This is a genomic window from Micromonospora costi, assembly GCF_003626655.1.
In the GTDB taxonomy this organism is placed as follows: domain Bacteria; phylum Actinomycetota; class Actinomycetes; order Mycobacteriales; family Micromonosporaceae; genus Micromonospora; species Micromonospora costi.
Map to the genome: position 1 here is coordinate 2,367,362 of NZ_RBAN01000001.1, position 11,466 is coordinate 2,378,827.

General features: G+C 74.6%; 10 protein-coding genes. 4 read left to right on the plus strand and 6 right to left on the minus strand.

Annotated elements, in window-relative coordinates; translation table 11 throughout:
* The first annotated feature begins 5 nt into the window (after positions 1 to 5).
* Positions 6 to 437: a hypothetical protein gene (locus D7193_RS10840; protein WP_120779124.1), complete on the plus strand. Its 432-nt coding sequence runs from the start codon at positions 6 to 8 to the stop codon at positions 435 to 437.
* A 223-nt stretch (positions 438 to 660) separates the two neighbouring features.
* On the opposite strand, the gene D7193_RS10845 is transcribed toward D7193_RS10840, so the two are convergent.
* The 5 genes from D7193_RS10845 to dnaK all read right to left on the minus strand — a co-directional run bounded on the left by D7193_RS10845 (position 661) and on the right by dnaK (position 5,397).
* Positions 661 to 855, minus strand: coding sequence for a hypothetical protein (locus D7193_RS10845; protein WP_120779125.1), 195 nt, complete (start codon positions 853 to 855; stop codon positions 661 to 663).
* A gap of 133 nt (positions 856 to 988) precedes the next feature.
* Positions 989 to 1,432, minus strand: coding sequence for a heat shock protein transcriptional repressor HspR (locus D7193_RS10850; RefSeq protein WP_120779400.1), 444 nt, complete (start codon positions 1,430 to 1,432; stop codon positions 989 to 991).
* A 29-nt stretch (positions 1,433 to 1,461) separates the two neighbouring features.
* The gene (gene dnaJ / locus D7193_RS10855; RefSeq protein WP_120779126.1) at positions 1,462 to 2,643 is read right to left on the minus strand and encodes a molecular chaperone DnaJ; all 1,182 of its coding nucleotides are present in this window, start codon (positions 2,641 to 2,643) and stop codon (positions 1,462 to 1,464) included.
* Positions 2,644 to 2,728: 85 nt separating this feature from the next.
* Positions 2,729 to 3,481, minus strand: coding sequence for a nucleotide exchange factor GrpE (gene grpE, locus D7193_RS10860; protein WP_120779127.1), 753 nt, complete (start codon positions 3,479 to 3,481; stop codon positions 2,729 to 2,731).
* Between the two features lie 47 nt (positions 3,482 to 3,528).
* A complete protein-coding gene (gene dnaK / locus D7193_RS10865; RefSeq protein WP_120779128.1) occupies positions 3,529 to 5,397 on the minus strand; it encodes a molecular chaperone DnaK in 1,869 nt (622 codons plus the stop codon).
* A 220-nt stretch (positions 5,398 to 5,617) separates the two neighbouring features.
* Between dnaK and D7193_RS10870 the strand changes: the two genes are divergently transcribed.
* The 3 genes from D7193_RS10870 to D7193_RS10880 are packed head-to-tail and all read left to right on the plus strand — an operon-like array spanning position 5,618 to position 10,383.
* On the plus strand, positions 5,618 to 7,432 hold the full coding sequence (locus D7193_RS10870; protein ID WP_120779129.1) for an ABC transporter: 1,815 nt from the start codon (positions 5,618 to 5,620) through the stop codon (positions 7,430 to 7,432).
* Between the two features lie 17 nt (positions 7,433 to 7,449).
* Positions 7,450 to 9,114, plus strand: a complete 1,665-nt coding sequence (locus D7193_RS10875; RefSeq protein ID WP_120779401.1) for a GTPase — start codon at positions 7,450 to 7,452, stop codon at positions 9,112 to 9,114.
* 54 nt (positions 9,115 to 9,168) lie between these two features.
* Positions 9,169 to 10,383, plus strand: coding sequence for a hypothetical protein (locus tag D7193_RS10880; RefSeq protein ID WP_120779130.1), 1,215 nt, complete (start codon positions 9,169 to 9,171; stop codon positions 10,381 to 10,383).
* Between the two features lie 172 nt (positions 10,384 to 10,555).
* On the opposite strand, the gene D7193_RS10885 is transcribed toward D7193_RS10880, so the two are convergent.
* The gene (locus D7193_RS10885) at positions 10,556 to 11,176 is read right to left on the minus strand and encodes a phosphatase PAP2 family protein (protein ID WP_120779131.1); all 621 of its coding nucleotides are present in this window, start codon (positions 11,174 to 11,176) and stop codon (positions 10,556 to 10,558) included.
* Between the last annotated feature and the right edge of the window lie 290 nt (positions 11,177 to 11,466).

The following is an 11,466-nucleotide window of genomic DNA, read 5'->3' on the forward strand; positions in this document are numbered from 1 at the left end:
GGCCGGTGAGCGTGCAGGAGTCGACGTTCCACGGCTTCGCCAACCCCGTCGACCCGTCTCCGACGGAGTTGCGGGCGTGGGCCTACCACCCGGATTCGGTGCCGCTCACGTCGATGCCACCGGACTGGGACCTGCTGGTCTCCGGTGATCGCCTGGTGACGACGCTGTTCGACCTGGCCATGGACCCGACCTGTCCGGCCCGCCGGTTCGCGCTGCACTGCCTCTACATCTACGCGGCCGACGGCATCCGGACGAACTTCCGCGCCCACCCGAAGCGCCGCTTCCGCAAACTCGTCGAGCAGGCCGAGAAGAACGGCGACGAGCTGATGCGGGTCTGGGCGCACAACAGCCGGATGCTGCTGGCCCGGCCGGAGCTCTTCGTGTACCGCGACTGGTGCGAGGGCGGCCTGGTCCGGGAGAACCGCCGCCTCGCCTGACCGGCCCGTCGCGGCGTCCGGACGCGGGCGCATGGTCAACACCAGATCACCGATATCGCGGCATCCCGCGGGCCGGGACACCGCCACTTCGGCGAAACGGAGTGGATCAAGGCGGACGGGCCGGGACCCCCGCGAGGGGTCACCGCGTCCCGGCCCGCTCGGGCCGGACACGAACGGGCCGGGACCCCCCGTGGGTCCCGGCCCGCACGTCGGCGTCCGGCGTTCAGCGCGGCGCGCCCTGGTCTCCGCCTCCGGTCTCCGCCCGCCCCTGGATCTGGCTGCCGGCGAAGCGTCCCTTCTTCACCACGTCGGTGAACTGTGCCGTGGTGAGCCCTTCGAACCGCTCCCGAAACGTCTCGGCGATCTTGTCGAGCCGCTCCTCCGCCCGCTTGGCCACCTGCTTCGCCGCCTCCGTCATCGCTCCCCCTGCCAATGCCGGTAGGTCTGGATTGCGCGGAAAGGACCTCATTCGCAGATTAACCAGAACGGCCCGGCCCGCGCCGGGAAACCGGCGAGCGGACCGGGCCGTGAGGACCGGGAGGGGCGTACGGTCAGCGGTCGGAGCCGCGCCGGGGTCGCCAGACCACCAGAGCGGTGGAGGTGCGGTTGGTGGGCATCAGGTCGCGGCCCGGAAAGCGGGCCAGCGACTCCAGCTCCGCGATCCGGCGGTACGCGGCGTCCAGCTCCGCCTCCAGCCGGGCCACCCGCTGCTGCGCCTCTTCGAGCAGCCGCTCCAGGCCGATGATGCGCTTGACGCCGGCCAGGTTGATGCCGTCGTCCTGACTGAGCCGCTGCACCTCGCGCAGCAGCACCACGTCCCGGACGCTGTACCGGCGGCCACCACCGGCCGCCCGCCCGGCCTGCACCAGGCCGAGCCGGTCGTACTGGCGCAGAGTCTGCGGGTGCATCCCCGCCATCCGCGCCGCGACCGAGATCATCAGCACCTTGGCCTCGTAGGCAGGGTCATCCGACGACCCGGCGAACCCGTCCGACATCCTGCTCACCTCCGCGTCCATCCACCGCGTCAACCGACTCGACGCACCCGCGCGTCGAGATGTTCCCGGGCCGCCGCAGGCGTGTTCTCGGCGAACGCCTCCAGCGCCGCCCGTGCCTCGTCCGACAGCCGTGCGGGCACCACCACGTCCAGTGTCACCAGCAGATCGCCCGCCTGACCATCCCGGCGGACCACGCCCTTGCCGCGGGCCCGCAGCACCCGACCGCTCGGCGTACCCGGCGGGACCCGCAGGGTCACCGCGCCGTCGAGGGTGGGCACCCGCAGATCCGTCCCGAGTACGGCCTCCGCGAAGGTGACCGGCACCGTCAGCGTGAGGTCGTCGCCACTGCGCCCGAACAGCTCGTCCGGCCGGACCTTGACGTGGACGAACAGGTCACCGGCCGGCCCGCCGCGCTCGCCCGGCTCACCCCGCCCCGCCAACCGGATGCGCTGGCCGTCGGCCACGCCGGCCGGGAACCGGACGTTCAGCGTGCGGGTCTTGGTCACGCCGCCGCTGCCGTGGCACTCGGGGCACTTCTCCTCGACGACCGTGCCGACGCCCTGGCAGTTGCGGCACGGCTCGGAGAAGCTGAACGACCCCTGGTTGCGGGTCGTCACCCCGGCGCCGTGGCACACCGGGCAGCTGCGTGGCTGGGTGCCGGGCTTCGCCCCGTTGCCGTGACAGGTGTCGCAGACGCCGGGGGCGCGCAGGGTGAGCGGCAGGGTCACGCCGCGTACCGCGTCGCCGAAGTCCAGCGCCACCTCGGTCTCCACGTCCCGCCCCCGGGCCGGGCCGCGCGGGGCGGTCGGGCCGGCGGCGCCGCCCGAGAAGATCGAGCTGAACAGGTCGGAGAAACCGGCGCCGCCGAAGCGGCGGTCCCCCCCGGCCGTCGCGCCGCCGAACAGGTCGGAGACGTCGAACGGCATGCCCCCCGGCTGGCCCCCGCCCCGGGCGTTGCGCCGGAACGCGCCCGAGCCGAAGAGCGAGCGCATCTCGTCGTACTCCCGGCGGCGGCCGGGATCCGACAGCACGTTGTACGCCTCGGACGCGGCCTTGAACCGCTCCTCGGCCTTCGGGTCGCCCGGGTTGTGGTCCGGGTGCGACTCCCGGGCCAGCTTGCGGTACGCCTTCTTGATCTCGTCCGCGGAGGCGGCCTTGTCCACGCCGAGCACGGCGTAGAAGTCCTTCTCGATCCAGTCCTTCGAACTCACCGGTCCACCCCCTCCCCACCGGTGTGCCCGGGTCGCCCCGCCCACCGTCGTACGGCGGGCGGAGCGACCGGGTCACTGCTTGGCACTATTCCGGGTCCGCTACCGCGACCAGCGCCGGCCGCAGCAGGCGCTCACCGAGCTGGTAGCCGCGCCGCATGATCTGCACGCAGGTCGGCTCGGTCACGTCGGCGGAGGTCTGGTGCGCCACCGCCTCGTGCAGCGTCGGGTCGAACGGGTCGCCCTGTTCGCCGAACGGGGTCAACCCGAACTTGCCGAGCGCCGCGGTGAGCTGCTCCGCCACTGATCCGAACGGCCCGACCAGGTCACCGTGTTCCCGGGCCCGGTCGAGGTCGTCGAGGATCGGCAGCAGCGCCGCGAGCACCGTGCCGGTCGCCTGTTCGGCCACCACGCCCCGGTCCCGGTCGACCCGCTTGCGGTAGTTGGCGTACTCCGCCGTCACCCGCTGCAGATCCCGCGTCCGCTCGTCGAGGTCGGCGCGCAGCGCCTCCAGCTCGGCCCCGAGGGTCGAGCTGGTGGCGGCGTCGACCGGCTCGGCGGGCGCGTCCACGACCGGCGGGCCGGCGGGAGCGGCGCCGTCGGCGCCGCTCTCCACCTCGATCTCGTCGACGACGACCTCGGCGTCCTCGACGAGCCCTTCGGCCGGGGCGTCCGTCCCGGCGTCGGCGGCGGTCCCCTCCGGCTCGGCGGGCTGGCTGATCTTGCGGTTGTTGCGGATGACGACCCGCGGCGCGTCACCGGTGGCCGGTTCGGCGGGCGCGGAGCCACCCGGCGTCGACCCGGTGTCGCCCGGGTCGGCGGCTCGTGGCTTCTCCGTCATGCGGCTACCTCATCCCTTCGCCGTGAGTCCGTGTCGGGGGCGGAACGTCACTTCTTGTCCTCGTCCACGATCTCCGCGTCGACGACGTCGTCGGCCCCGCCGGCCGCGCCGGTCTGGGTGCCGCCGGTCGCCCCGGCGCCCGGGCCGGCCTGGCCGCCCGCCTGCTGCTGACCCTGCTCGGACTGCTGCGCGTAGAGCAGCGAACCGGCCTGCTGGGAGACCTGCGCCAGCCGCTCGTGCGCCGACTTGATCTTCTCGATGTCCTGGCCGCCGAGCGCGCTGCGCAGTTCACCGAGCGCCTCGTTGAGCTGGTCGCGGTTCTCCGCCGGGAGCTTGTCGCCGCTCTCGGCGAGGAACTTCTCGGTCTGCCACTGGAGGGCCTCGGCCAGGTTGCGGGTCTCGGCCTCGTCGCGGCGGCGCTTGTCCTCCTCCGCGTGCTCCTCGGCGTCGCGGCGCATGCGCTCGATGTCATCCTTCGGCAGCGAGGAGCCGCCGGTGATGGTCATCTTCTGCTCCTTGCCGGTGCCGAGGTCCTTCGCGTGGACGTTCACGATGCCGTTCGCGTCGATGTCGAAGGTGACCTCGATCTGCGGCACGCCGCGCGGCGCCGGCGGGAGGCCGGTCAGCTCGAAGGTGCCGAGCTTCTTGTTGTAGGCCGCGATCTCGCGCTCGCCCTGGAAGACCTGGATCAGCACCGACGGCTGGTTGTCGTCCGCCGTGGTGAAGACCTCGGAACGCTTCGTCGGGATGGTGGTGTTGCGCTCGATCAGCTTGGTGAAGATGCCGCCCTTGGTCTCGATGCCCAGGCTCAGCGGGGTCACGTCGAGCAGCAGGACGTCCTTGACCTCGCCCTTCAGCACACCGGCCTGGAGGGCGGCGCCGACGGCCACGACCTCGTCCGGGTTCACGCCCTTGTTGGGCTCCTTGCCGGTGAGCTGCTTGACCAGGTCGGTGACGGCCGGCATACGGGTCGAGCCGCCGACGAGGATCACGTGGTCGACGTCGGAGACCTTGATCCCGGCGTCCTTCACGGCCTGCTCGAACGGGCCCTTGCAGCGGTCCAGCAGGTCCTGCGTCATCCGCTGGAACTCGGCGCGGCTCAGCGTCACGTCGAGGTGCAGCGGGCCGGAGGCGCCGGCCGTGATGTACGGCAGGTTGATGTTGGTGGTGGTGGCGGCGGACAGCTCGATCTTGGCCTTCTCCGCGGCCTCCTTGAGCCGCTGCATGGCCATCTTGTCCTGGGCGAGGTCGATGCCGTGCTCGCCACGGAAGGTCTTCACCAGGTGGTCGATGATCCGCTGGTCCCAGTCGTCGCCACCGAGGTGGTTGTCACCGCTGGTCGACTTGACCTCGATGACACCCTCGGCCAGCTCCAGGAGGGAGACGTCGAAGGTGCCGCCGCCGAGGTCGAAGACCAGGACGGTCTGCTCCTTGGAGCCCTTGTCCAGCCCGTACGCCAGGGCGGCCGCGGTCGGCTCGTTGACGATCCGCAGCACGTTGAAGCCGGCGATCTCACCGGCCTCCTTGGTGGCCTGGCGCTGGCCGTCGTTGAAGTAGGCCGGAACGGTGATCACCGCGTCGGTGATCTGCTCGCCCAGGTACGCCTCGGCGTCCCGCTTGAGCTTCATGAGCGTCCGGGCCGAGATCTCCTGGGGGGTGTACTTCTTGCCGTCGATGTCCACCGACCAGTTGGTGCCGATCTCCCGCTTGACCGACCGGATGGTCCGGTCCGGGTTCGTCACCGCCTGGCGCTTGGCGACCTCACCGACGAGCACCTCGCCGTTGCGGGCGAACGCGACGATCGACGGGGTCGTCCGCGAGCCCTCAGCGTTGGCGATGACGGTGGGCTCACCGCCCTCGAGAACGCTGACGCAGGAGTTCGTCGTGCCGAGGTCGATACCGACCGCACGTGCCATCTTCGCTTCCTCGCTTCGTAAGGTTGAGCAGGTGACGGGCACCGCCCGTTGAGCTGCCTGGCGGGCGCCGCCCGCAGCGACCCCACCACAAGTTGAGTGAACTTGACTCAATAGTGCCACGCCACCGCAGATCGTCAAGTCGAAGTTGAGCCAACCCGACGCAACCCCGGTTGCTACTGATCGGTTGTCTTCCCTTGCATCGGTCGGGCACGCTTTAGCGGTGACGACGCACGGCGACCCCGCCACCCAGCCCGGCGCGCCCGCCGTCGCAGCCCGCGCCGGCTCGCCGGACGCCGCGGAGGACCCGACCGCCACCACCGGGGACGAGAGCCTCCCCGCCGCCCTGGGCGCCCTGCGGGCCGCGATCGGGGCGGCCCGGTTCCCGCTGACCCTGCCGTCGGCCGACCCGGCCCGCCGCGCCGCCACCGCCCTCACCGACCAGCTCGACGACTACCTGCTGCCCCGGCTCGCCCGCCTCGACGCGCCCCTGCTGGTGGTGGTCGGCGGCTCCACCGGGGCCGGCAAGTCGACGCTGGTCAACAGCCTCGTGAAGGCCCGGGTGAGCGCCGCCGGTGTCCTGCGGCCCACCACCCGCTCGCCGGTGCTCGTGTGCAGCCCGGCCGACTCGTCCTGGTTCCGCCAGGGGGAGCTGCTGCCCGGCCTGACCCGCCGCAACGAGCCGTCCGACGACCCCCGCACCCTCCAGCTCGTGACCGCCCCGGCCCTGCCGCCCGGGCTCGCGTTCCTCGACGCGCCCGACATCGACTCGGTGGTCGACGCCAACCGGGCCCTCGCCGGCCAGCTGCTGGCCGCGGCCGACCTCTGGCTCTTCGTCACCACCGCCGCCCGCTACGCCGACGCCGTCCCCTGGGAGCTGCTGCGCAGCGCGCGGGCCCGCGGGACAGTGATCGCCATGGTCCTCGACCGGGTGCCGCCGGAGGCGGGCGACGAGATCGCCGCGCACCTCACCGAGATGCTCGCCGAGCAGGGGCTCGACCAGGCGCCGCTCTTCGTGCTGCCGGAGACCTGGGTGGACGGGCAGGGGCTGCTGCCCGAGCGGGTCACCGCCCCGCTTGCCGACTGGTTCGCCCGGCTGGCCGCCGACGCGGAGGCCCGGGCCGCCGTCGTCCGGCAGACGCTGGACGGGGCGCTGGCCGCGCTGCACCCGACGGTCGAGGAGCTGGCCGGGGCCGCCGAAGAGCAACTCACCGCGGCCGACGCGCTCGACGAGCGGGTACGCGCCGCGTACCGGGGGGCGCACCGGACGGTCGAGGAGGGGCTGCGCGACGGCCGGCTGCTCCGCGGTGAGGTGCTCGCCCGCTGGCAGGAGTTCGTCGGCACGGGCGAGCTCTTCCGCACGCTGGAGGCCCGGATCGGGCGGCTGCGCGACCGGCTGTTCGCCGCGCTCACCGGCCGCCCGGCGCCGGCCGCCGAGCTGCGTACCGCGATCGAGTCCCAGCTCGTGACACTGCTGCGGGGAGTGGCCGCCGAGGCGGCCGAGAACGCGTACACCGGGTGGAAGGCCCATCCGGCCGGCGCCGCGCTGCTGGAACCGGAGCTGGCCCACGCGGGCCCCGACCTGCCCGAGCGCGCCGAGCGGATGGTCCGGGACTGGCAGCGCGGGGTGCTGGAGCTGGTCCGGGCCGAGGGGGGCGACAAGCGCTTCGTGGCCCGCACCGCCGCGTACGCCGTGAACGCCACCGGCCTGGCCGTCATGATCGCGGTCTTCGCCTCGACCGCCTTCATCCCGACCGGGCTGGAGGTGGCGACGGGCGCGGGCACCACGGTGGCGGCGCAGGCCGTGCTGCAGGCGATCTTCGGTGACCAGGCGGTGCGTACGCTCGCCACCAAGGCCCGTGCCGACCTGCTGGACCGGGTGCGGGCCCTGCTCGACGAGGAGGCCGCCCGCTACCTGGCCCGGAGCGCGGACGCCCGGCCGGGTCCGGAGACCGCCGACACGCTGCGCCGGGCCGCCGAGCGCGTGGAGAGCGCCCGACGCCGCAGCGGCCTGACCGCGGAGGGGCCGGCCCGGTGAGCAACGTCGTGGGCCGGATGCGGGAGGCGTTCCGCGGCGGCGACCAGCGGGTCGATCCTGATCTCCTGCTCGCCCGCCTGGACGCCGTACGGCGCTTCCTCGCGGCGGCGGACGGTCGCCTGCCGGACGCCCAGCTCGTCCCCGCGCACACCCTGGTCGAACGCGCCGGCACCCGCCTGGCGCTGTCCCGGGACCACACCCTGGTGGCCCTGGCCGGCGCGACCGGCAGTGGCAAGTCCAGCCTGTTCAACGCGCTGGCCCGGCTGGAGCTCTCGCCGGTCGGGGTGCGCCGCCCGACCACCGGCGTGGCCCACGCCTGCGTCTGGGGTCCGCCGGAGGACGCCGGCCGCCTGCTCGACTGGGTCGGCGTCCTGCCCCGGCACCGGTTCGTCCGGGAGAGCGCGCTCGACGCGGACGACGAGGCGGCGCTGCGCGGCCTCGTCCTGCTGGACCTGCCCGACTTCGACTCGGTGCAGCGGTCCCACCGGCTGGAGGTGGACCGGCTGCTCGGCCTGGTCGACCAGGTGGTCTGGGTGGTGGACCCGCAGAAGTACGCCGACCGCGTGATCCACACCAGCTACCTGCGCGAGTTCCACCGGCACCGCGACGTCACCCTCGTCGTGCTCAACCAGGCCGACCGGCTGCCCCCGGCCGAGCTGCCCCGGGTCCTCGCCGACCTGCGCCGGCTGCTCGACGCCGACGGGCTGGAGGGCGTACCGCTGCTGACGACCACCGCCACCCAGCCGGACGGCATCACCGAGCTGCGCGGCGCCCTGGAACGGACGGTCGCCGAGCGGCAGGCGGCGCTGCGGCGGCTCGCCGGGGACGTGGACACGGTGGTGGCCGGGCTCGACGAGCTGGTGGGCACCACCCGCCCCGCGGGCCCCGACGACACCACCGCCGACGAGCTGACCCGCGCTCTCGCGGGGACCGCCGGGGTGCCGGCCGTGACCGAGGCCGTGCAGCAGGCGTACCGGCACCGGGCGGTCGCCAGCACGGGCTGGCCGCTGGTGCGGGGCTGGCGCCGGTTGCGACCCGACCCGCTGCGCCGCCTCCACCTGCCCGGCCCGGGCGGTGACAGCGCCGAGCCGGCGGAGAGCCTGGTCGCGGCGACCTCGGTGCCGGACCCGACCGCCGCGCAGCGCTCCGCGCTGGGTCTCGCGATCCGGGCGGTGGCCGACCGCGCCGGGTCGGAGCTGCCGGCGGGTTGGCCCACCGCGGTGACCGACGCCGCCCGGTCCCGTCTCGCCGACCTGCCGGACGCGCTGGACCGCGCGGTGGCCGGCACCGACCTCGGCCTGAACCGCCGACCGCTCTGGTGGCGGCTCGTGGGGGCCGTGCAGTGGCTCGTCACCCTCACGGCGCTCGCCGGGCTGGGCTGGCTGGTGCTCGGGTACGCGCTGCGCGCGCTCGGCCTGCCCGAGCTCGACAACCCGCGGGTGGGCGAGGTGCCGCTGCCCACCCTGCTGCTGCTCGGTGGCCTGCTCGCCGGGCTGCTCGTCGCCGCGCTGACCCGGCCCGTCGTCCGCTGGGCGGCGGCACGGGCACGGCGACGCGCCGAGCAACGACTCCTCACCGCCGTGTCGGTGGTGGGCGACGAGTACGTGCTCGCGCCCGTCCGGGACGTCCTCACCTCGTACGACGAGGCACGGGAAGCCCTGCGGGAGGCCGCCCGACACTGATCCGCGCGGATCGCAACCGCTGTCGGGCGTGGCCGCGCGGCGTAGGGTCGGCGTATGGCCACGCCCCCGACCCCGTACGACGCGGTCCTGCACGCCGCCCGTGACGTGACCCGGCTGGATTCGGCCCTGGACGCCGAGATGCTCGGCGCAGCGCTCCTCGGCAGCGTCTACGCGATCGCGGAGACCGACCGCAGCGCGGCCGTCCGGGAGTTCGTCGGCGGCTTCCTGGCCGCCACCGCCCGTCGGCGCACCGCCGCGGCGACCACCATCCGCTCCGTCTTCGCCGCGCTCGTGCCCGACGCCGAGGGCGCCGCCCGGGTCCGCCCGGGCAGCCAGGCGCCGCCCTGGTCGGGCCAGCTCGGCCGGGTGCACCTCACCGGCACCTGGGCGTACGGCGACGTGTACGGCGACCAGACCTCCTACCTGGCCACCTTCGCCTACGACGACGAGGCGGGCGGCCCGGAGCACGCCCTGGTGGCGCTCGTCGACCACAACATCGGCATCACAAAGGACGTCTTCGTCGGCGGGCCGGCGCGGCGGATCCTCGCCGAGGTCCGGCACCTGTGCGCGGCCGACGAGCTGACCTGGTTCCGGGAGGAGGACCCGGCCCGGATGCACGGCGAGGTGGCCCGCCACCTCACGGTCACCGACGACCTCGGGGAGCTGCCCGGCGAGGGCTCCCTCGCCACCGACCGGGCGCTCGTCGGCGCCCGGCTCGCCGTACTGCCCGCCGCGGCGCCGCCACCACCGGGCGTCCCGCCCCTCTCCGCCACCGAGCGGACGGACCTGGTCCGCCGCTTCCTCGCCTCACCCGAGGCCGCCCGGGCCGGGCTGGACGCGGTCGACGGGGGGCCCGAGCTGGCGTCGCTGCACTTCTGCTTCAGCCTGCTGCTGGACCACGCGGCGAGCTTCCCCGACGCGGACCCGCTGCGCTGGAGCCCGACCGTCGCGGGCCTGTTCCTGCTCGACTGGGTGCACCGGCGGGCCGTGCTGGACATGGACGACGCCGCCATGCTGCCCCGGGTGCTGCGCGCCTGGGCACGGTACGCGTCCCGCAAGCGCGGGCTGCCGGAGACCGCGGCGGCGCAGACCGACGCCGCGATCGAGGAGATGGTGCCCGAGTTCGCCCGCCTCTACAGCACGGGCGAGCGGCGCAGCCCGGCCACCGCGGCCGTGGCGCAGCTGATGGCCGAGGGCGTCGACCCGGACGACCCGGCCGCGTTGGACGCCTGGATCGAGGCCAACCGCCACCGCCTCACCGACGACTGACCGGCGCGGGCCCACCCGGTGAGGTCGCCGGGCGGCGCCGGTCGGCGCACCGCGTCGCCGGGCGGCGGGCGGCGGGCGGTCAGCGCAACGCGCCGCCGGGCGGCGGGCGGTCGGCGCAACGCGTCGCCGGGCGGCGGGCGGTCAGCGCAACGCGTCGCCGGGCGGCGGGCGGTCAGCGCAACGCGGCGAAGACCAGGCCGGCGACGAGGCCGCCCACCAGGCCGCCCGCGAGGACCTGCGGCACGGTGTGGTCGCGCAGCCGCACCCGTGACCAGCCGACCAGGGCCAGCAGCGGCGCGGTGACGAGCAGCCGGGTGCCGAACGTGATGACCAGGATCACGACCGTGCCTGCCGCGACGGCCGAGTGGATGGACATCTTCCACCAGTGGCTGACCGTCACGGCCACCACGAGGCCGACCACCCCGGCCGCCACGAGGGCCAGCACCGGACGCGGCGCGCCGAACACCGTTAGCAGGGCCAGCCCGGCGGCGACCGAGCAGAGACCGACGAGCAGCGGGACGCGGCGCTGCTCGCGCAGCCCGACGTGGTGGTCGGTGAGCCGCCCACGGCGCACGCCGCCGACGATGTACGCGAACGGGATGCCGCTCACGAAGAGGGCGGCGAGCAGGCCCCAGCCCAGCCCTCGGGCGCCGCGGCTGCTCTGCCAGCCGACGGCGAGCACCAGCACCGAGACCAGCACCGCGGGCGCGGTCAACTCGGTGACCAGCCGGGCCAGCCGCAGGGCGGGGCCGGGTCGGGGCACGGTGGCCGTACGCTCCGCACCGCCGCCCACGCCGTCTCCTCCACGCGCACCCGCCGGCCGGACCGGGCCGGGCGGCTCAGCCGCTCCTGGACGTCACCGTACCGCCCTCCACGCCGTCGATCATGCAGTTGTGGTGCCCCGCAAAAGCCGTGGAACACCATCAATCGGCAACCACAACTGCATGATCGCGGGGGCGGGGCGGGGGCGGGGCGGGCGGGGCGGGGCGGGGCGGGGGCGGGGGCGGGGGCGGGGGCGGGGGCGGGAGGGGGCGGGGCGGGGCTAGGCCGGGGGTGTGCTGGTGGGCTCCGACGCGCCGCCGG

Excerpts from the sequence above, each read along its gene's own strand:
- D7193_RS10880 (WP_120779130.1), top strand. The coding sequence starts at position 9,169 with ATGGCCACGCCCCCGACCCCGTACGACGCGGTCCTGCACGCCGCCCGT.
- D7193_RS10850 (WP_120779400.1), bottom strand. The coding sequence starts at position 1,432 with ATGTCGGACGGGTTCGCCGGGTCGTCGGATGACCCTGCCTACGAGGCC.
- D7193_RS10845 (WP_120779125.1), bottom strand. The coding sequence starts at position 855 with ATGACGGAGGCGGCGAAGCAGGTGGCCAAGCGGGCGGAGGAGCGGCTC.
- grpE (WP_120779127.1), bottom strand. The coding sequence starts at position 3,481 with ATGACGGAGAAGCCACGAGCCGCCGACCCGGGCGACACCGGGTCGACG.
- D7193_RS10875 (WP_120779401.1), top strand. The coding sequence starts at position 7,450 with ATGCGGGAGGCGTTCCGCGGCGGCGACCAGCGGGTCGATCCTGATCTC.
- dnaK (WP_120779128.1), bottom strand. The coding sequence starts at position 5,397 with ATGGCACGTGCGGTCGGTATCGACCTCGGCACGACGAACTCCTGCGTC.